The sequence below is a fragment of the Rhizobium sp. CIAT894 genome, from assembly GCF_000172795.2.
In the GTDB taxonomy this organism is placed as follows: domain Bacteria; phylum Pseudomonadota; class Alphaproteobacteria; order Rhizobiales; family Rhizobiaceae; genus Rhizobium.
Genome location: NZ_CP020947.1, coordinates 3,746,908 through 3,765,902 on the forward strand (window position 1 = coordinate 3,746,908; position 18,995 = coordinate 3,765,902).

18 protein-coding genes, 1 tRNA gene and 1 pseudogene are annotated in these 18,995 nt (G+C 61.4%); 10 read left to right on the forward strand and 10 right to left on the reverse strand.

From position 1 onward, the window contains the following. Window positions 1-111: 111 nt before the first annotated feature. From cpdR1 to RHEC894_RS18505, 4 genes are all read left to right on the forward strand, one after another. Window positions 112-474, forward strand: a complete 363-nt coding sequence (gene cpdR1, locus RHEC894_RS18490) for a response regulator CpdR1 (protein WP_003542883.1) — start codon at window positions 112-114, stop codon at window positions 472-474. Between the two features lie 84 nt (window positions 475-558). Continuing rightward, window positions 559-633: transfer RNA gene (locus tag RHEC894_RS18495), tRNA-Val, on the forward strand. A gap of 563 nt (window positions 634-1,196) precedes the next feature. Beyond that, entirely contained in the window at window positions 1,197-2,240 is a 1,044-nt protein-coding gene (locus RHEC894_RS18500) for a porin (RefSeq protein WP_010067155.1), read from the forward strand. 356 nt (window positions 2,241-2,596) lie between these two features. Beyond that, window positions 2,597-3,088 (forward strand): hypothetical protein, encoded by a 492-nt coding sequence (locus tag RHEC894_RS18505; protein WP_245339481.1) that lies wholly within the window; start codon window positions 2,597-2,599, stop codon window positions 3,086-3,088. 10 nt (window positions 3,089-3,098) lie between these two features. On the opposite strand, the gene RHEC894_RS18510 is transcribed toward RHEC894_RS18505, so the two are convergent. Further along, window positions 3,099-3,818: a hypothetical protein gene (locus RHEC894_RS18510; protein WP_085739047.1), complete on the reverse strand. Its 720-nt coding sequence runs from the start codon at window positions 3,816-3,818 to the stop codon at window positions 3,099-3,101. 92 nt (window positions 3,819-3,910) lie between these two features. Between RHEC894_RS18510 and RHEC894_RS33060 the strand changes: the two genes are divergently transcribed. Further along, complete coding sequence (locus RHEC894_RS33060; RefSeq protein WP_164517657.1) at window positions 3,911-4,177, forward strand: hypothetical protein; 267 nt, start codon at window positions 3,911-3,913, stop codon at window positions 4,175-4,177. A gap of 15 nt (window positions 4,178-4,192) precedes the next feature. On the opposite strand, the gene RHEC894_RS18515 is transcribed toward RHEC894_RS33060, so the two are convergent. Next, window positions 4,193-4,411, reverse strand: coding sequence for a hypothetical protein (locus RHEC894_RS18515; protein ID WP_010067732.1), 219 nt, complete (start codon window positions 4,409-4,411; stop codon window positions 4,193-4,195). 352 nt (window positions 4,412-4,763) lie between these two features. On the opposite strand from RHEC894_RS18515, the gene RHEC894_RS18520 reads away from it, so the two are divergent. Beyond that, entirely contained in the window at window positions 4,764-5,855 is a 1,092-nt protein-coding gene (locus tag RHEC894_RS18520) for a DUF475 domain-containing protein (RefSeq protein ID WP_085738362.1), read from the forward strand. A 152-nt stretch (window positions 5,856-6,007) separates the two neighbouring features. On the opposite strand, the gene RHEC894_RS33065 is transcribed toward RHEC894_RS18520, so the two are convergent. The 4 genes from RHEC894_RS33065 to RHEC894_RS18535 form a co-directional block, all read right to left on the reverse strand. Next, window positions 6,008-6,178: a hypothetical protein gene (locus RHEC894_RS33065; protein WP_010066613.1), complete on the reverse strand. Its 171-nt coding sequence runs from the start codon at window positions 6,176-6,178 to the stop codon at window positions 6,008-6,010. 205 nt (window positions 6,179-6,383) lie between these two features. Further along, the gene (locus RHEC894_RS18525) at window positions 6,384-7,901 is read right to left on the reverse strand and encodes a tripartite tricarboxylate transporter permease (protein ID WP_085738363.1); all 1,518 of its coding nucleotides are present in this window, start codon (window positions 7,899-7,901) and stop codon (window positions 6,384-6,386) included. A gap of 89 nt (window positions 7,902-7,990) precedes the next feature. Continuing rightward, window positions 7,991-8,482: a tripartite tricarboxylate transporter TctB family protein gene (locus RHEC894_RS18530; RefSeq protein WP_085738364.1), complete on the reverse strand. Its 492-nt coding sequence runs from the start codon at window positions 8,480-8,482 to the stop codon at window positions 7,991-7,993. Beyond that, window positions 8,479-9,423 (reverse strand): tripartite tricarboxylate transporter substrate binding protein, encoded by a 945-nt coding sequence (locus RHEC894_RS18535; protein ID WP_085738365.1) that lies wholly within the window; start codon window positions 9,421-9,423, stop codon window positions 8,479-8,481. Before RHEC894_RS18535 ends, RHEC894_RS18530 begins: the two co-directional genes overlap by 4 nt. A 437-nt stretch (window positions 9,424-9,860) precedes the next feature. Between RHEC894_RS18535 and RHEC894_RS18540 the strand changes: the two genes are divergently transcribed. Beyond that, window positions 9,861-11,474: a right-handed parallel beta-helix repeat-containing protein gene (locus RHEC894_RS18540; RefSeq protein ID WP_085738366.1), complete on the forward strand. Its 1,614-nt coding sequence runs from the start codon at window positions 9,861-9,863 to the stop codon at window positions 11,472-11,474. A 6-nt stretch (window positions 11,475-11,480) separates the two neighbouring features. Here RHEC894_RS18540 and RHEC894_RS18545 read toward each other — a convergent pair whose 3' ends face one another. From RHEC894_RS18545 to RHEC894_RS18555, 4 genes and pseudogenes are all read right to left on the reverse strand, one after another. Continuing rightward, window positions 11,481-12,527, reverse strand: a complete 1,047-nt coding sequence (locus RHEC894_RS18545) for an ABC transporter substrate-binding protein (RefSeq protein ID WP_085738367.1) — start codon at window positions 12,525-12,527, stop codon at window positions 11,481-11,483. A gap of 66 nt (window positions 12,528-12,593) precedes the next feature. Beyond that, window positions 12,594-12,761, reverse strand: a pseudogene (locus tag RHEC894_RS32535) (ornithine carbamoyltransferase); the annotation flags it as partial. 212 nt (window positions 12,762-12,973) lie between these two features. Further along, window positions 12,974-13,258, reverse strand: coding sequence for a hypothetical protein (locus tag RHEC894_RS33430; RefSeq protein ID WP_245339482.1), 285 nt, complete (start codon window positions 13,256-13,258; stop codon window positions 12,974-12,976). Window positions 13,259-13,664: 406 nt separating this feature from the next. After that, a complete protein-coding gene (locus tag RHEC894_RS18555; protein WP_085738369.1) occupies window positions 13,665-14,534 on the reverse strand; it encodes an ornithine carbamoyltransferase in 870 nt (289 codons plus the stop codon). A 387-nt stretch (window positions 14,535-14,921) separates the two neighbouring features. On the opposite strand from RHEC894_RS18555, the gene RHEC894_RS18560 reads away from it, so the two are divergent. The 3 genes from RHEC894_RS18560 (at window position 14,922) to RHEC894_RS18570 (ending at window position 18,923) form a co-directional block, all read left to right on the forward strand. Beyond that, window positions 14,922-16,790 (forward strand): adenylate/guanylate cyclase domain-containing protein, encoded by a 1,869-nt coding sequence (locus tag RHEC894_RS18560; protein ID WP_085738370.1) that lies wholly within the window; start codon window positions 14,922-14,924, stop codon window positions 16,788-16,790. Window positions 16,791-16,866: 76 nt separating this feature from the next. Beyond that, window positions 16,867-17,544 carry a response regulator transcription factor gene (locus RHEC894_RS18565; RefSeq protein WP_085738371.1) on the forward strand — a complete coding sequence of 226 codons (678 nt, stop codon included), beginning with the start codon at window positions 16,867-16,869 and terminating at the stop codon, window positions 17,542-17,544. After that, window positions 17,541-18,923, forward strand: a complete 1,383-nt coding sequence (locus RHEC894_RS18570; protein ID WP_085738372.1) for a sensor histidine kinase — start codon at window positions 17,541-17,543, stop codon at window positions 18,921-18,923. The genes RHEC894_RS18565 and RHEC894_RS18570 overlap by 4 nt, the downstream gene beginning before the upstream one ends. Window positions 18,924-18,995 lie beyond the last annotated feature (72 nt).

Sequence of the window (18,995 nt, forward strand, 5' to 3'; positions counted from 1 at the left end):
GTAGCAGGGATGGCGGTCGCGCACGGGCAATTCACCGGTTGTTTACCGGGCAAAGACTAGTGTAAACGGCGGGCAACCCACCAAAAACCTATTGATCAGCGGTCTGGATTGATGACTCAGAAGATACTTCTCGCCGAAGACGACAACGACATGCGCCGCTTCCTGGTGAAAGCGCTCGAAAAGGCCGGTTACAAGGTCCTTTCCTATGATAACGGCGCAAGCGCCTACGACCGGCTGCGCGAGGAACCGTTTTCTCTGCTCTTGACCGATATCGTCATGCCCGAAATGGACGGCATCGAGCTGGCGCGCCGCGCCACCGAACTCGACCCCGATCTGAAGGTGATGTTCATCACCGGTTTTGCCGCCGTGGCGCTGAACCCTGATTCGAAGGCGCCGAAGGATGCCAAGGTCCTTTCCAAGCCTTTCCACCTGCGCGACCTCGTCGACGAGGTCAACAAAATGCTTGCCGCGTAAGGCTTGCCGGGCGGCATGTCACAAAACTGAAAAAAGCCTATTGACGGCTCCAAAGGTTTTGTGATCTATGCGCCGCCATCGGATGGGCGTGTAGCTCAGCGGGAGAGCACTACGTTGACATCGTAGGGGTCACAGGTTCAATCCCTGTCACGCCCACCATCCGATCCCCCTGACATCGTTGATAGATCCCCGCCCCGGGGATTTTCATTTCCTGAAACGGGCATGCGCCGGCTCGACCAGACCGAGTCGGATTTCAATCGGCTGTGGGATGACCACGTCGCGTCAAACCTGATTCGCATGACCTGCTCAGGTCTCTGTTTTCCGCATGCCGTTGTCCCACTCGTTCAGATCCGTTGCCTTGCTCCAATTCGTGCAAATGGCAGTTATGGCGCGCCCGCATATGAGGACGCGCTCATTCGAGCATCAATTGCATATCGCCGCCGAGCGCTCAGCCCCTCGTTGCTCGCCTGTCCGGAAGCTGCGATTTTGTGACGGATCGATGACGAATTTGTGACAAAACGCGTGTTATTTCAGCAACATAGCTAGGCATGACTGCTGTCATGATCGTTATCGTTATTGCGGCGCACCATGCCCTGTGTAACTTCCGCGGCGAGGCAGGCACCGACCAAAAGGTGCCGCTTCGCTCACACGGGGTGAAGATCCGTAGGGACTGCCGATGGCAACGGTCTTCATCCTCTTGCATCTGAACTGGAGGTTATTCCATGAACATCAAGGGCCTTCTTCTCGGCTCCGCTGCTGCACTTGCAGCAGTATCCGGCGCCCAGGCTGCTGACGCTATCGTTGCTGCCGAGCCGGAACCGGTTGAATATGTTCGCGTCTGCGACGCCTACGGCACCGGCTACTTCTACATCCCGGGCACCGAAACCTGCCTCAAGGTCAACGGTTACATCCGTTTCCAGGTTGACGTTGCTCCGAACGCCAGCTCGATCGGCGCTAGCGGCGGCGGTTCTGTCGCCAACGACTCGGATTGGGACGCACGTACGCGCGGCCAGGTTCAGTTCACCGCCAAGAGCGACACCGAGTACGGCCCGCTGACCGGCGTCATCGTCATGCAGTTCAATGCTGACAACGCTTCTTCCCAGAAGGCTCAGCTGGACTCCGCTTACATCGACATCGCCGGCTTCCGCGCTGGTCTGTTCTATAGCTGGTGGGACGACGGCCTCTCCGGCGAAACCGACGACATCGGCTCGCCGGTCACGCTGCATAACTCTATCCGCTATCAGTACGAAACCGACGCCTTCTACGCCGGCATCAGCGTTGACGAGCTGGAAGACAGCCCGTTCTACGATGGTGAAACCGCCAATAACGTCGGCGTTGCCGTCGGTCTCGGCGGCAAGGCTGGCGCCTTCAGCTACCAGATCACGGCCGGTTACGACACCGACAACGAAGAAGGCGCTGTCCGCGCCATGGGTACGGTTGCTGTCGGTCCGGGCACGCTCGGCCTCGCAGTTGTCTACGCGAGCAACCCGAACGCCTACTACAACAAGGCTGAATGGGCGATCGCTGCTGAGTACGCCATCAAGGCGACTGACAAGCTCAAGATCACCCCTGGTGTTCAGTACTACGACAACTACGGCGTCACATCAGGCGAGTTCAACGACGACGTCAACGCCTGGAAGGCCGGTGTAACGATCGACTACCAGATCGTCGACAACCTCGCGGCAAAGGTTTCGGTTCAGTACCTCGATCCGGACAATGCTAAGGACGTAACCTCGGGCTACTTCCGCCTGCAGCGCGCATTCTGATGAAAGGCTGCCGGCTGCAGCATGCAAGCCGGCAGCTTCAGCTTCCTGATCCGACTGACCTCCGATCGGGAAAGAATGGGTCCGGACTTCCCTGCCTGGGCCCATTCCCCTTGGCCAGAAGTGCATCCAAGACGGCAGGCGCTTGAAAAGCGCCTTGCCACCTGCCGTGCCGTATCGGCTCGCTGTCGATGTGCGGCAGCCCATGTCGATCTGCCGCGATCGCCGAGCCAGCCCAGACCGGTGGGATCTTTATGCTGCAGGAAGAGCGAAGCCAAATTCCGACACAGAACCATGCCAAGGCGAACCGAGGATGAGGGAGTGATTCGCCTCGCCAAGACATGGGGTTTGAAATCGAAATGAAATTATCAGCGCTTGCCGCCGCAATTTTTTCCACCGCGTTCGCCTTGCCGGCCTCGGCAGCCCCGGCTGCTCCTGCGGAGACATTTCCCGGCGCGCCGGGCGTCATTACACTTTCCGGCAAATGCGCCAAGCTCGTCGTCGCCAAGTTCGACGCCACCAAGGGCTGCAAGAACGAGCTTGCCAGCGTCACGCTGGCCAACGGCACGGTGACCTTCATCTTCACCTCGGACGGCAAGGCGCTCGGCTTCCAGGGGGACGGCAGCGGCATCAAGCCCGCTTCCAACGGCAATGCCCGCCTGCCGCTCAGCCTCGTGACGACGGGCGTCGGCAACAAGATGACCGGGGAGGTCAAGGTCGCCGGCTTCTGCACCTTCGGCAACCCCTATTCCGGCAAGCCGATTGCCATCGAATGCACGGCCGAAAGCAAGGATTCCTCGTTTACCGGCAGCTTCCGCACCGGCGGCACGCTGGTGAAGAAAGGCAAGTAGCCCGGTCTCGTCAGGCGGCGCACCAGGCGCCGCCGGCACCACCCGGCTTACGGGCCAGTCCTTCATTGATCAGCTGCGTGCCGAAGGAACGCCCGTCGCGTGAAACGACGCGCGGCGCGCCCGAGGGATCGGCTTTGCCCGCCGCATCCATCGTGAAGGGGCCGGCGTTGAGGAGCGCCAGCAGGCGCGCCTTGCCGGCGAACGCGACCCTGCGCTCGTCATCGCAGCGCGCCCGGTCGACGATCGGGCTCGCCATGTCGGCGATCACAATCTTTTCGCCCTTGTACCAGAAGACGCCGCCGTCGCCGACGCAGTTGATATGGGCGCCCTGCCCGCAATAGCCGAAGGCCGCCGTCCCGGTCTCCGCAGTCGCCGGTGAAGAGGGAGACGGTGTCACCTTGACCGGCTGAACGGCCGGTGTGGGAATGGCTGCCGGCGGCAGCGGACCCGGCAGCGTCGGCGCAGCTTTCGGCACCGGCGCGGCAAGCGCCACCTGCTTCGGCGGCGCGTCCTTCCTGACGGCCGGCTTCTCCTGCGCCATTTCCCGCATGACTTCAGCCGGCTGGCGGCCCAGCATCGGCTTGACGCTTTTCCAGTTGTCATAAGCGGCGATGCCGGCGATCGCGGCAAGGCCGATCACCGTCCAGGGCAGCAGCCCGCCGCCGCTGCGCGCTCTGCTTTTTCCTCTCGCCGGCGCCTTGCGGCGGCTTCGTGTCGCTGTCTTGGCCATCTGTGCGAATCCCGTGAGGCCGGGATTATCGCCGCCCAATCCTTTCCGAAAGGTTGGCGTGGCCTATCATCTTTGACGAGATTTCGGTCGGCATGGAACTCGATGAAAGCAAAGCGCCCGGCCGTCACGCCGAGCGCCCATATCCAGTGACCGCCTTTGGCTCATTCGGAGCGTGCGGCCGGAGCCTCGTTTTTCCCGACGGAAGCCGGACGGCCGATAGACGAAACAAGCGGCTTCGCGTGATTGCCGATATCGATACGCTCACCCGCCTCACGGAGGGCCTTCCATTCATTCTCGTGCTGGATAAAGAGATCGCGGGGCACAAAATTCACAGTCATATGTTCCTCACCCTGTTTTAAATCGAGAGACAACCGCTATTTCTTGCCCTTGATGTCGGGACCGCCCTTGGAAAGATCCGCGCCGGTAACGTGGGCGGGCACATGAATGTCGTGGATGACGCCGGGCGTCAGCGTCAGGTCGACATGATGCGGCGGCAGCACCTGCGCCTTCTGCATGCGGTTCGGCTTTGCCCGCTTCATGCGGTCGGATGCCTCGGTGCGTTTGTCGGGAACATGGGTCGAAGTGTGCATCATCGGCCTCCTTTTTTAGCTCAACCAAGGCTTAACGGCCGGGCAGCCGGATGGTTCCCAAAAAATCAGCCGATCTCCATGTGCGGCCGGCCTTGACTGGCTGCGGAAGTCCATTAACTAGGGCCTATCCCGCAGCCTTCCAGACATCGGCTGACGGGGAACTATGGTGCCGGGCCCCTCTGGCGAGAGTTTTTAACGGCGCTCTCGTGATGTCGGTACCGCCTGCAGCTTAGCCGGCGGATTTTTCATCGATGAACAAACTCACCATGCCTGACCCGCATGCCCATGGTGGCGTGTCGCGTCTTTCCTATATAGCCACCCTCTTCAACACGATTTGCGGCCGCGAGGTGCGGCCATGAATCAGCCCGTGACCCACACATCCTCGCTCAGCTATTTCCGCTGGGCCTTCATCGTCACCGCCCTCGGCCTCGTTCTCGGCGCCGTGCTCGGTTGGCAGACCACAGGCACGATCGGCGGCATGGCGACCGTCTTCTTCATCTGCACCGTGCTTGCGGTGCTGGAGATTTCGCTGTCATTCGACAATGCGATCGTCAATGCCAACAAGCTGAAGGAGATGACGCCGGTCTGGCAGAAACGCTTCCTCACCTGGGGCATCATCATCGCCGTCTTCGGCATGCGCATCGTCTTCCCCCTGGCGATCGTTGCGATTGCGGCACAGATCGGCCCCTGGGATGCCCTGGTGCTCGCCGCCCGCGAGCCGGCCGAATATGCCCGCATCATGAACGACGCGCATCTGCCGATCGCAGCCTTCGGCGGCACCTTCCTGATGATGGTCGGCCTCAACTACTTCTTCGACCATAAGAAGGAAATCCACTGGCTTCCCGGCCTGGAAAGGGTGATGGCGCGGTCTGCCACCATCAAGGGTATCGAGATCGCCTTCGTGCTGGCGCTGATGCTGGTTTTCTCCTGGCTGATCGGCGGCGAGGAAGCCACCGTCTTCGTCCATTGCGCCATCTACGGCCTGCTCACCTTCCTTGCCGTCGAAGTGATCGGCGGGCTGCTCGATGCCTCGCAGCAGACGATGAGCGCCGCTGCCAAGGGCGGTCTTGGCGCCTTCATCTACCTGGAGGTGCTGGACGCCAGCTTTTCCTTCGATGGCGTCATCGGCGCCTTCGCCCTGACGCAGAACCTCTTCGTCATCGCGATCGGCCTCGGTATCGGCGCCATGTATGTGCGCTCGATGACGATCATGCTGGTGGAAAAGGGAACGCTGGCCGAATACCGCTATCTCGAGCACGGCGCCTTCTACGCCATCCTGATCCTCTCGGTGATCATGTATGCGCAGACCCTGGTGCATATCCCCGAGGTGATCACCGGTCTCGGCGGCGCCGCACTGATCGGCCTGTCGCTCTGGTCTTCCATCCGCCACAACAAGCGTGAGCAGGCGGACGATCGCGCCGCCGGGCAGGAAGAGCTTCACGCCTGATGGCAAAGGCCGCGGTGCTCAGCATCGCGGCGCCCCTGAGAAAAAATAAAGCCCGCGACCACTAGTGAACTACCCCCGAAAGTTGGACGACAACCTTCGGGGGCAGTTCACGGGGGTTGCGGGCTCATTCATTCATGCATGACTTGAAGCTATTAGCGGGAGACCTGACCGAAGGAGGCCGGGTCGATGCCGAGTTCTCTAAGGTCGCCGGCACGCGGACGGCGGCCGGCTTCGACAGCGGCGCTGACGGCATTTGCGGCGCCAAGCACGGCGAATGCGCGGCCAAAGAAACCCGTGCGGACTGAATTGCGGATGGCGGACATTGTCCATTTCCTCTTGTTTTGATCGACTGCTGATAGGTGGCGTCGCGCATGCACCTCTACAATGCTCGGAAAATCACCGCAGCCATGCAAAAACGGGAAGCCGGCACATGTCGCCATGGCCGGCCTCGAGGGAGGGGTAGGTTGGTCTTTTTCTTTGTTCCAATGCATGTCGCCCGGAAGTGCGCCGCGGTTCCGGGATAATGCTTTAGTCTTCGTTGGCCGCCAACTGCGACAGCACCTGGCCGCGGCCGCGAAGCCGCAGGATCAGCGGGATCAGAAAGGCGGCTGCCGCAACGATCAGCAGGCCTGCCGCGATCGGCGACATCACCAATGTCGTGACGTCGCCCTGGCTGATCGCCAGCGCCCGGCGCAGCTGCTGCTCGGCCAGTGGGCCGAGGATCAGGCCGACGACAACAGGCGCGATCGGATAGCCGAAGAGCCGCATCACATAGCCGAGCAGGCCGAAGGTGAGCAGCATGCCGAGCTCGAACACGGATGGATTGGCACCGATCGTTCCAAGCGTCGCAAACAGCAGGATGCCCGCATAGAGCCACGGCTTCGGAATGGTCAAGAGCCGCACCCAGAGCCCGATCATCGGCAGGTTCAGCACCAGCAGCATCGCATTGGCGATGAGCAGGCTGGCAATCAGCCCCCAGACCAGCTGCGGATTGGTGGCAAACAGCAGCGGCCCCGGCTGCAAGCCGTATTGCTGGAAACCGGCAAGCATGATCGCCGCCGTCGCCGTCGTCGGCAGGCCGAGTGTCAGAAGCGGCACCAAGGTGCCGGCGGCCGACGCATTGTTCGCCGCTTCCGGTCCGGCCACGCCTTCGATCGCGCCTTGGCCGAACTCCTCCGGATTCTTCGCCAGCCGCTTTTCGGTCGCATAGGAGAGAAAAGTTCCGATTTCGGCGCCGCCCGCCGGCATCGCGCCGATCGGGAAACCGATCACCGTGCCGCGCAGCCAAGGCTTCCATGAACGCGCCCAGTCCTCAGCGGTCATCCAGAGCGAACCCTTGACCGCTTCGACCCTCTCCGCGATCCGGTTGCCCTGCGCGGCGATATAAAGCGTCTCGCCGATCGCAAACATCGCCACGGCAAGCGTCGTCACTTCGACACCGTCGAGCAGGTCGGGAATGCCGAAGGAAAGCCGCGCCTGCCCCGTCTGCTGGTCGATGCCGACCATGGCGAGGGCGAAGCCGATGAACAGCGAGGTCAGACCCCTGAGGGCTGAATCGCCGAAGGCCGAGGAGACGGTGACGAAGGCCAGCACCATCAGCGCGAAATATTCGCGCGGCCCGAAGACCAGCGCCAGCTTGACGATATAGGGAGCGATGAAGGCAAGCCCGAGCGTGGCGATCAGTCCGGCGACGAAGGAGCCGATCGCCGCCGTCGCCAGCGCCGGTCCACCGCGTCCGGCGCGCGCCATCTTGTTGCCCTCGAGCGCGGTGACGATCGAGGCGCTTTCACCCGGCGTGTTGAGCAGGATCGACGTCGTCGAACCGCCATACATGCCGCCGTAATAGATGCCGGCAAACATGATCAGCGAGCCGCCGGGATCGAGTTTGTAGGTCACGGGCAGCAGCAGCGCCACGGTAAGGGCCGGGCCGATGCCGGGAAGCACGCCGACGGCGGTGCCGAGCGTCACGCCGACCAGCGCATAAACCAGGTTCATCGGCTGCATCGCAACCAGGATACCCTGCCATAGAAATTCGAATGTGCTCATCTTGGTGTCCCAAGCGACGTTCCCGACAATCCGATCTCGGAGAGAGGCGCCGCGCAAAATCAAAAGAGCTGACAGCGCGTTCCGCGCGGTCAGAAGAACAAATGTTCGAGCGGGCCGGCAGGCAGCGTCAGCTGCAGGAGCTGCGAGAAGATCGTCCAGACGACGAAGCTGAGGACGATGCCGAGCGGCAGCGAGATCCAGAGCTTGCGTTTGCCGAAGCCGCGCGCCGTCAGCGCGAAGAGAATGCCGGTCGCGATCGAGAAGCCGGCGACGCGCAGAAGCAGCATCTGGCCGGCAAGACCGGCGACGATCCAGATGACGGGCGCCACTTCCTGCCGATCGCGTTCCGGAAAATCGCCACGCCAGGCTTCGAAGGCGGTCCAGATCCCGAGACAGAAGAGGCCGAACGCCACCACTTGCGGCACTGTCGCCGGGCCGATCCGGTCGTATTGCGCGATTGTTTTCAGATGCAGGGCATCCCAGGCCATCACGCCGGCGACGACGAAGAGGAAAACGGCAATGATGAACGCCGCCCAATCAGGGCGGCGTGTCGTTGCCGAGGAGGTGTTATCCCCGCTCATTGAACAAGTCCGATATCTCTAAGAATGCCTTCAGTGGCGGAGACATCCTTCTCGAGCTGCGCCTTGAAGGCGTCGCCGGACAGATAGGTGTCGGCCCAGCCCTTGGTCTTCAAAGTTTCCTGCCAGGTGGCAGAGCTGTGCAGCTTCTCGAAATCGGCGGTGACGCTTGCCACCTGTTCTGCCGACAGGCCGGGAGCGGCGGCAACCATGCGCCAGTTCTGAATGGTGACGTCGGTGCCGGCTTCCTTCAGCGTCGGCGCATCGACGCCGTCGATCCGCTTGTCGCTGGAGACGGCGAGAAGACGGAGCGTGCCGGATTTCACCTGCGATTCGAACTCGCTATAGCTTGAGACGCCGGCAGTGACCTGGCCGCCGAGAATGGCAGCAAGCGCTTCGCCGCCACCGGAGAAGGCGACATAGTTGATCTTGGTCGGATCGACGCCGGAGGCCTTGGCGATCAGGCCGACCGTAATGTGGTCGGTGCCGCCGGCCGAACCGCCGCCCCAGGAAACCGAGCCCGGATCCTTCTTCAGTGCCGCAACCAGGTCGGCCATGGTCTTGATCTCGGAGGAAGCCGGAACGACCACGGCTTCATACTCGCCGGTCAGACGGGCGATCGGCGTAACGTCCTTGAGCGTCACCGGCGACTTGTTGGTGAGGATCGCGCCGACCATGACGTAGCCGCCGACGATCAGCGAATTCGGATTGCCCGCAGCCTGGCTGCTGAACTGCGCAAGGCCGATGGTGCCACCCGCGCCGGGGACGTTCTGGACCTGGACGTTGCCGGAGATCTTCTCCTGCTGCAATGCGGTCTGCAGTGAACGGGCCGTCTGGTCCCAGCCGCCGCCGGGCGCGGCGGGCGCGATGATGGTGTAGTCGGCCGCATAGGCCGGCAGCGCGATGGTCGCGGCGAGAAGGGTTGCGATGAACGTATGCTTCACGATGTGTCCTCCGTCGGCGGCTGAGCAAACCGCCTGTTATTCTCCAGGGAATCGGGAGGAATGGCCGGTCAGCGGACGCAAGTCCTGAATGACGAGCAGAATACCTCCCAAGGCTTCAGCTCTCCGCCTCCACGGAGAAGAAGTAGCCAAAGCCACCACAACAAGCTGTCATTTAGCTGACACCGGCGAGATATCCAGAAGGAAAGGCCACTTTTTTGCCGCAATTGGCAGTCGCGGATCTAGTAAATCCCGCTTCTCGCCGCCTCATGCAGACAGGTCATCCGCCGAAGCTCGCCATCTCTGTATTATGCGCAGTATCTGCGGCTTAACACTTGCATGCGCAACCTTGAGTCAATTACACCTAGCACAATTCAAGGTTTTGTTTCCGCATTCCGATTTCTGCAGATCTCTATTCACCGTCACGAGTGGGAAACGATATGTCGCGCTGCCTGCATACAAATCCCGACCGGATTTATGACGACTTGCGAGCGCTGCGTCCCGGCGCGACGCTGACATTGAAGAGCGCACGATACGCAACGCCGCTCGTCCTCTCCTCGATCAGCGGCTCCCAACAGCAGCCGGTCGTGATTGGGGGCACCGGTGCCGTCATCGATGGCGGCAGAAGCTATGAAGACTATCGCGACGTCGCCAACCGGCTCTCCGCCGTGCAGGAAGCCAATGGCCGCTTCCCCGGCATCTACTATCTTGCCGACGATGCCGCGCTCGTGCTGCGGAATTGCCAATGGGTCGTGATTGAGGATCTCAAGTTCGAAGGCTGCTGGCCGACCGCGATCTATCTCGACAACTGCCAGCACATCACGCTCCGCCGCCTGCATATTCGCGGCAGCACCATCGCCATCGGCGCGGCCGGAGCCTATACGCGCCATCTGCTGATCGAAGACTGCGATTGGATACAGGATCTGCAGTCGCACGGCGAGGCGGACCTCGCCGCAATCCGCCAAGCCCATGCGGTCGATGCCACGCTCGATCCCAAGGATTGCAGGCTCTGGCGAAAAACCTCCTGGGGCCAGGTCCACGGCAATATCGAAGACACCCAAAGCCGCGTGAACGTCGAAAAGGACGAGCGCGGTTTTGACGGCGACTTCTTCCGGGCATGGACGATCGCCGGTTATGTCGTCCTGCGCGACAATGTCATTCTCGACGCCTTCAACGGCATCCACTTCTTCAACGATGCGTCCGATTCCACCGTCGAGGATTTCTGCCGCAATATCATCATCGAAAACAACTGGTTCGTCCGCATCCGTGACAACGCCGTCGAGACGGAAGACTATGCCTGGAACTGGACGGTCAGCGGCAACAAGTTTGTCGATTGCTACATGCCCTTTTCGCTGGAGATGAAACGATCCGGCTATTTCTACATCTACGGCAATCTCGGCTGGAACCAACACCGGCCTGGTCCCGATGACGACGACCGCAATTTCGGCCAGCTTTTCAAATTTCCCAAAGAGCACGAAGCGGTCGGCCCGCATTATGTGTTCAACAATTCATGGATGCTGAGAGGGCCGATCAGCAAGCGCTACCGCTTCCGCCAGTTCCACCACTTGAACAATGCGATCGGCTACTACGGCGCGGCAGGCCTTTCGACGCCGGAGGATTCCGTGCCCTTTGGCGCGGGCTGGCAGACCGTGCCGAAAGAGGGACAGGATGAAGCTTCGCTCGAAGGCAAGCATTTCACCAGGCTTTGGCAGGAACTCGACATACGCTTCGACGGCGATCTGATCGATCACAAATATTTCCCCAATCTGCTGCGCGAGGCGGGATATGCGATCGGCGTCGACGCCCATCCCGGGCCGGTTCCTTTCCGCTCGCCCGTCCTCGGCCTGCCTGAGGGGCTGAAGCTGACCACGAAGGTTCCGGCAATCGCCTTCCTGATGCAGCTTCCCGACGGGCGAACGCAGGCCGTCGGCTGCGCGGACTACACCGTCGGCGCCTGGCAGGGGGAAGATCCCTTCACGGTCGATCGACCGATGTTCTACGAATATTGGCTTTACGCCGATCCTTGCGGAAAGGGCGAAGCGGCCGAAAGCTGAGGCTCTTCACTGCGCCCGCAGGACCTCGTTCCAATGCGCGATCAGCCGCGCCCGCTTCACCTGGTCGAGATAGACCATCAGCCCGGGACTGACCGGCACCGGCCGAAGTTGGGAGCCGAGCAGTTCCTGCAGCGTATTGGCGGTATTTTCCCCCGCCACCTCCGGGCTGACCGCCGGGATCTGCAGCTCGCGCGCCATGATCGTCTGCCCTTCCTTCGACATGAAGAAGGCCAGGTAGCGCCGCCCGAGTTCCGGCTCGGCGGCGGCCTGCGGCACCAGGCCGATCCGTGACATCACCACGGTATAATCCTTCGGCAGCACGATGCCGACATCGGGATGCCGCGAGGCCCAGTCGGCTGCATAGGAGCCGAGAATATTGTAACCGAGCACGAAGCGCCCGTCGGCGACGCGTTCGAGGATCGCCGAACTCGTCGAATAGAGTTTGACGCCCGCCGCCCCCATCGCTCCGATCACCGACCAGATGTCGCCGAATTGTTCCTGATCGCGCGCCATGAACAGAAAGCCGACGCCGGAGCGCTCGATATCGTAGGTGCTGATCCGGCCGTAAACAGCACTGCCCTTGCGCTTGAGATAATCCACGAGTTCCGCTCGCGAGCTTGGCACCGGCTCATGCGCGAAGCTTGGCTTGTGATAGACGAATACCGCCGGTTCGAAGGTCAGCGCGTAGGCGGTGTTGCGCCAGTTTGCCCATTTCGGCCATGCAGCACTCATCGGCAGGTTGCTGACCTGCGCATATCCGTCGTTGGAGAGCTTCACCTGCAGGTCCATCGCCGAGGAAAAGGCGAAATCCGCCGTCTTCTTGCCGGCATCCGTCTCCCTGACGATCCGGTCGTAGATATCACCGGTCAGCATGTCCTCATATTTGACCGCGACGTCGGGATTGGCGTCCTGGAAACCCCGGATCATCGGCTGCGCCAACGGTTCGTCGAGCGAGGAATAAACCGTCAACACCGGCGCATGTGCATTGCCCGATTTCGCCGCATAGAAGGCCTGATCGGCCAGCGCAAAGCCCGGCCAGAACGCCAGCAGCAAAAAGGTGAAAACACTCCTCATGCAGTAACAATGCCTGAGCGCGCCGGGAGGAGCAAGGGCGCGGAACTAGGCAATGCCCCCTTCCATCGGCGCATTTTGCGCATGCAGCAGGAAGGCCTTGGCGGCGCGACTTTGGCAAAGCGAATGCTCCATCGCCTCGGCCGCCACCTCCTGGCCGCGCGTCACCGGCGGACACGGCAGGAAGATCGCATCTTCTGGCAAACGGTCGAGCAGATACCCTGATCGGCAAACTCACTGCATTGGCCGACAAGGCGTCCATCGCCATCCGGGAGCTCAAGGAGCGGGATGGGCCGACGGAGAGAGCCATTCTCTGGGCGAACGCAGGCGGGCTGAGTGGCATTTGGGGTCGGGGAGCTACTAGGTGACCCAACTTCGCGGCCTAGGCGTCCCCTATGCATCCAAACCACATTTGAGCTGGTTTGCTCCTATTCAGTGTTGATGCCTGTGTTTAGCGTCACAAAATAACGCGCAACAGCAACATCCATCTCTGCAATTACCAGTTGATAAACCAATCGGGCACTCTTAGCACCCCCGTCTGCAGCTCTCAACGTAAGATCAATTATTTCCTGGGGTGAGTTGGCCATTCGAAAAGTTGGAGCCACAAGTAGATCATATCCATCCTTGTTCCATTCAGTGTCACCTTGATCGTCAGATTTTGCTATTTCATCTTCCATTTCGCTATCAATTCGCCGCATTGCATCGGACAGCATTCGTAGGACTTCCTCAAGGTCTCCTTGCTCGATTGGTCTCTTGTGATCCCTCATCCGAGACTTTGCCCGTCTCGCGATCTCCTGTAACTCCTGATTGGCCGCCATAGCAGCACCCACTGCGGCGTTGAACTTTTTCGACGGAATCCGCAGGATTTTGGGTGATGGGTCCGGTTCTGCTTTGCGTCGTAGGAAACCAAGCATTGTGTGTTCTCTCGTTCAAGGGGAACCGCCCCGGGTTTGCCGGAGACTGTTTGGTTTAAGTTATGCGGCCATGACTGGCGCGTCCAGCATGACGTAGTATCGTTCTTCAGCTTCGGCTGGTGGAGTGTTGCCGACGGGCTCCAAAGACGGCGGTATCGCCATGCGCGACCTCCTGCGCTTCCCTTAAAGCTGAACCGCTCTAGATCTAGACAGCGACCCACTCCATCAGCGCATTCTGCGCATGCAACAGAAAGGCCTTGGCGGCGCGACTTTGGCAAAGCGAATGCTCCATCGCCTCTGCCGTCACCTCCTGGCCGCGCATCACCGGCGGGCACGGCAGGAAGATTGCATCTTCTGGCAAACGATCGAGAATTTCGGTCCCGATCCGGTAGCCGGCAAGCGCCTCCGAGGCGACGTCGCCCGGCCATGAATCGGTGATGACGACGTCGGCATCCAATAGCTCGCCCATATCGGTGCTCGCGCGAAAGCGCTCGTTGAGCAGTGCGGCGTCACTTATATGCCAGCGTCCGGGAAAGACCTGCACCACCTCGATCGGCAATGCGATCGAGGCTTCGGCCCAGGAGCGCAGGATATTCGCATCCGCCGCCACGCCGACGACCTTCAACCCGTCGATCGCGCCGCGCCGGCTCTTGATATAGGCAAGGTCGCCGAGCGTCTCGCAAGGATGGTTGGAGCGTGTGCGTGCATTGATGACAGGCACCGGCGCGGCTGCCGCCACCGCCTTCAACGTCGCAACCTCTTTCGTGCGGATCACCAGCATGTCGAACCAGTTGCTGAGATACCCCGCAAGATCGCCGGTCTCCTCCCTGACATTGAACCCGATCGGCACATGCACGCAGATACCGCCCATCGCCTGGACGCCGAGATCGAAGGCACTCGTATTGCGCCAGCCGCCATCATCGGCAATCAGCGCGATGCGTTTGCCCGCAAGGCTCTGCGGCATGGTGCGCTTGTCCCAGGCTCTGGCAAGCTCCCCGGCGCGAGCAACGATCGATCGGAGCCCGGCCTCCGGAACATCGTGAAACTCCAGAAAATTCCGGGCCGAACCTGTCATCCCAATCCCCATCGCATATGAAACCGCACTTACAATAACGTGAGCCGGCCTCGCGGCAACCGTCGAAGGAAGATGCCACTGCCTCGCTATCCCCAGCAAGCGTAGTCTTGCTATCCGCAGCAAGCGTAGTCGCCATGGCGATCTCGGAAGCATCGGGAAAGCAGAACGCTCCTCTTTGTCGCTTAAACTCCATTTTCGCCATAAAGGATTAGCGACAAGACTTATCCTTCACCCGTTTAGAGTATTGATGCAGATCGGTGACGATATATTGTCGCGCTGCCGTGTCAAACCGTCGAAGCCGCCCGAATTTCCTGTCCGGGAAACGACCTCACACGACAAAAAATCTATAAAATGCCAAACTGAACTGGGAAGATCCTGGGAGGGGTCATGGAACGACGGCTGAGCGCTATTCTCGCTGCGGATGTCGTTGGCTACAGCCGACTGATGGGCATCGATGAGTCCGGCACGCTGCAGGCGCTGAACCGCCATCGCTGCGAGCTGGTCGACATTCGCATCTCGGACTACAAGGGCCGGATCTTCAAACTCACCGGCGATGGCATTCTTGCCGAATTCCAGAGCGTGGTGAATGCGGTTGCCTGCGCCGCCGAAATCCAGCGCAGCATGGCGGCTCGCAACGAGAGCGTGCCCAAGGACGAGCGCGTCGAATTCCGCATCGGCATCAATCTCGGCGACGTCGTGGTCGAAAACGGCGATATCTTCGGAGATGGCGTCAATCTTGCCGCCAGACTCGAGCGCATCGCCTCGCCGGGCGGCATCGCCGTGTCGGCCTCGGTACGCGATCAGGTCGGCTCGCGTCTCAATCTCGGCTTCGATTTTATCGGCGAACATACGCTGAAGAACATCAGGCAGCCCGTACAGGTCTATACCGTCACCCTGACGCCGCCCTCCTCGGTGAAATTGGTCGCCCAGAACCGCAATACCTGCTTCATCGCGGTGCTGCCCTTCACCAATATGAGCGGCGATGCCGATCAGGACTATTTCTCCGACGGGATCACCGAAGACATCATCACCGATCTCTCGAAGATCTCCAGCCTGCACGTCGTGCCGCGCAATACGATCTTCACCTACAAGGGCATATCGGTGAAGGTGAAGCGGCTCGCCCAGGAACTCGGCGTGCGCTACGTGCTCGAGGGAAGCGTGCGCATCTTCGGCAATCGCGTGCGCATTTCCGGCCAGCTGATCGACACCGCCAATGGCGATCATCTCTGGGCCGAGCGTTACGATCGCGACCTCACCGACATCTTCGCTATCCAGGACGAGATCACTCATGCGATCGTCGGCCAGCTGAAGGTGCGCCTGCTGCCGGAAGAAAAGAAGGCGATCGCCAGTGAGCCGACCGCCAATGTCGAGGCCTATACCTATTATCTACGCGGCCGCCAGCTCTCCCACACCTGGACCAAATCCTATCTCCAGCTCGCAAGGCGCATGTTCTGCAAGGCGGTCGAACTCGACCCCGACTATGCCCGCGCCTATGCCGGTATTGCCGATTGCGACGCAGCGATCCGCGACTGGGCGCCTGACGACGTACCGCTGCGGCGCATCCTCGACATGAGCGCCCGCGCACTCGCGCTTGATCCCGACCTTCCCGAGGCCCACGCCTCCCATGGTCTCGCCCTGCATCAGAGTGGTTATGACGACAGGGCGGCGGCGGCCTTCGAACGGGCCTTGGCGCTCGACCCGAACCTCTTCGAGGCGAATTTCCATTATGCCCGCTTCTTCTTCATGCACGGCAACTTTGCCGAATCGGTTCAATACTTCACCCGCGCCGCGGAGATCCGCCCCGACGATTATGTCTCGCCGATCCATTTGATGGCCGCCTACCATTCGCTCGGCCGGGCGGTGGACAGGGAAAACTGGGCCCGCCTCGGCCTGCTGCGCGCCGAGCGCGCGCTGAATCTCAATCCGGAGAATTCAGGCCCGGCCCATCGCGGCGCTTTGGCGCTTGCCCATCTCGGTGATGTCAAAAGGGCCAGAGACTGGGCGGCGCGAGCGATCGCCATCGATCCCAACGACATCGTCGCGCAGTATAATCTCGCCTGCGTCTATTCGGTCCTCGGCGACGTCGACCAGGCGATCGACCTGCTGCAGAAGCTGCTGCCGCACAGCTCCGTCTACCATATCAAATGGTTCGACAATGATTCCGATCTCGATAACATCCGCGGCGATCGCCGCTTCCAGCAGCTGCTCGCCGCCGCGATGACGCAGCGCGAACGGATCGAGAGGACCGCCAGCTGAAAGCGCCTTTTCGTGGGCGCCGTTGACCGGCGTATCGGCACCTCTGTAATCTCGCTGAAAAACAGGGGAACCATCCGTGCGCATTCTGCTCACCGAAGACAATATCGCGCTGGCCGACGGCCTGTCGGCGATCTTGCGCGGCACGGGCCATGCCGTCGACGTCGTCCATGACGGCGCCTCTGCCAATGCGGTCATCGCCGCTGAAAATTTCGATCTTGTCATTCTCGACCTCAATCTGCCCGAGATGGACGGACTCGATGTGCTGCGCGCCATGCGTGCCCGACAGAACCAGGCCGCCGTCCTCATCCTGACAGCACGCGGCACGCCGGAAGAGCGGGTGAAGGGTCTCGATCTCGGCGCCGACGATTATCTGATCAAACCCTTCGACATATCAGAATTCGAGGCCCGCGTGCGCGTGCTGCTGCGCCGCCAGGCCGGATTGCGTTCGGCGACAGTCGGTTTCGGCGGCATCTCCTTCGACCTCAACTCCCGCACCTTTTCGGCGGGCGCCACGCCCCTCGACATTCCCGCCCGCGAGCTTGGCCTGCTCGAAATTCTTTTCATGCGGGCCGGCAAGGTCGTCGCCAAGGAGGCGATCATACAGTCGCTGACGGCCTTCGACGACGACATTTCGGCAAATGCCATCGAGCAATATGTCAGCCGCCTGAGGAAACGCCTCTCGCCGCACGGCCTGACGGTCAAGACTGCCCGCGGTATCGGCTATTATCTCGACAAGCTGCCCGAGGCCTCATGACATCGGCCTATTCTCTCAGGCGCCGGCTGCTCTTCTGGCTGCTCGTCTCCACCGCCGTCATCGGCACGCTGGCGCTTGCCGATACCTATCGCGAGGCGGTTCAGACCTCGAACATCGTCTCCGACCGTGTGCTCGCCGGATCGGCACTGGCAATCGCCGAACGCGTCGTCGTCGCCGAAGACGGCACGCTGCAAGTCGATATCCCCTATGTCGCGCTCGAAATGCTGACCTCGGCCGCCCAGGACCGCGTCTTCTACCGCGTCGACGGCCCGCCGGGTCAATTCATCACCGGCTACCAGGCTCTACCGGTCCTCAAGAAGACGCCGAGCGGTGCGGCCGCCTTCGCCGACGACACCTTTCGCGGCGAGCCGATCCGCATCGCCACGCTCGAACGCTCGGCCTCGACCGGCATCCGCTCGGTGCCTTTCGTGGTGACGGTCGCCGAAACCACGATTGCCCGCCGGCAGTTGACCCAGGCGATCCTCGTCCGCTCGGCATTGCGTCTTGCCGTCATGATTGCCGGCGCCGCCGTCATTGTCTGGATCTCGGTCACGGTGGCTCTGCGTCCGCTCTATAAACTCGGCGACGCCATCGGCGAGCGCAGCCCCGATGATCTGCATCCGATCGAAGAGATTGTGCCGAGTGAGGTCGAGCCGCTGGTCGATACGGTGAATAGCTTCATGGTTCGCCTGCAATCGGCGCTCGATGCGCTACGCCATTTCACCGGCAATGCCAGCCATCAGCTGCGCACGCCGCTGGCGATCATCCGCACCCAGCTTGCGCTTTCCGCCCGTGCCGGGTCGCTTGACGAGGCGCAGGCAGCCGCGCTGAAGGGCGACCAGGCCGTGGCGCATGCCGAGCGCATCCTCGCCCAGCTTCTGCTGATGGCAAAGATCGACGCCGCCACCGCCAAGGAGGCGCTGACCGCCTCTGCCATCGATCTTGCGGCAATCGCCCAGGAAATCACCGGCGAGCAGATCCCGACGGCTGCCGTCGCCGGCATCGATCTCGGTTTCGAGGGCGAGAGCCCGGCGATGATCCGCGCCGAGCCGCTGCTGATCGGCGAAATGCTGCGCAACCTTGCCGGAAATGCCATCGCCTATGCCGGCAAGGGAGCCGAGGTCACCGTCCGTATCATCGCAGCAGCCGAGACGATCCGCCTCGAAGTCGAGGACAACGGCCCCGGGATTCCGCACAACAAACTGGAGGCGGTGCGCGGGCGTTTTTCGCGCGGCAACGAAACGGGTGCGCCGGGCGCCGGCCTCGGCCTGCCGATCGTCGAGGAAATCGCCAATCTTTTCAACGCCGACCTGACGCTGGAGCCGGGCCAGAACGGCAAAGGTCTGAAGGCGGCCGTCACCTTCGCCAAGGCGGCGTAAAAGGCTTTGACCCTCCTTGCTTTCTCTCGCTGCATTGCACACACTGATTTCGGGAACAGCAAGCCGCACAAC

Excerpts from the sequence above, each read along its gene's own strand:
- cpdR1 (WP_003542883.1), top strand. The coding sequence starts at position 112 with ATGACTCAGAAGATACTTCTCGCCGAAGACGACAACGACATGCGCCGC.
- RHEC894_RS18500 (WP_010067155.1), top strand. The coding sequence starts at position 1,197 with ATGAACATCAAGGGCCTTCTTCTCGGCTCCGCTGCTGCACTTGCAGCA.
- RHEC894_RS18505 (WP_245339481.1), top strand. The coding sequence starts at position 2,597 with ATGAAATTATCAGCGCTTGCCGCCGCAATTTTTTCCACCGCGTTCGCC.
- RHEC894_RS18510 (WP_085739047.1), bottom strand. The coding sequence starts at position 3,818 with ATGGCCAAGACAGCGACACGAAGCCGCCGCAAGGCGCCGGCGAGAGGA.
- RHEC894_RS33060 (WP_164517657.1), top strand. The coding sequence starts at position 3,911 with ATGGAACTCGATGAAAGCAAAGCGCCCGGCCGTCACGCCGAGCGCCCA.
- RHEC894_RS18515 (WP_010067732.1), bottom strand. The coding sequence starts at position 4,411 with ATGATGCACACTTCGACCCATGTTCCCGACAAACGCACCGAGGCATCC.
- RHEC894_RS18520 (WP_085738362.1), top strand. The coding sequence starts at position 4,764 with ATGAATCAGCCCGTGACCCACACATCCTCGCTCAGCTATTTCCGCTGG.
- RHEC894_RS33065 (WP_010066613.1), bottom strand. The coding sequence starts at position 6,178 with ATGTCCGCCATCCGCAATTCAGTCCGCACGGGTTTCTTTGGCCGCGCA.
- RHEC894_RS18525 (WP_085738363.1), bottom strand. The coding sequence starts at position 7,901 with ATGAGCACATTCGAATTTCTATGGCAGGGTATCCTGGTTGCGATGCAG.
- RHEC894_RS18530 (WP_085738364.1), bottom strand. The coding sequence starts at position 8,482 with ATGAGCGGGGATAACACCTCCTCGGCAACGACACGCCGCCCTGATTGG.
- RHEC894_RS18540 (WP_085738366.1), top strand. The coding sequence starts at position 9,861 with ATGTCGCGCTGCCTGCATACAAATCCCGACCGGATTTATGACGACTTG.
- RHEC894_RS33430 (WP_245339482.1), bottom strand. The coding sequence starts at position 13,258 with ATGCTGTCCGATGCAATGCGGCGAATTGATAGCGAAATGGAAGATGAA.
- RHEC894_RS18555 (WP_085738369.1), bottom strand. The coding sequence starts at position 14,534 with ATGACAGGTTCGGCCCGGAATTTTCTGGAGTTTCACGATGTTCCGGAG.
- RHEC894_RS18560 (WP_085738370.1), top strand. The coding sequence starts at position 14,922 with ATGGAACGACGGCTGAGCGCTATTCTCGCTGCGGATGTCGTTGGCTAC.
- RHEC894_RS18570 (WP_085738372.1), top strand. The coding sequence starts at position 17,541 with ATGACATCGGCCTATTCTCTCAGGCGCCGGCTGCTCTTCTGGCTGCTC.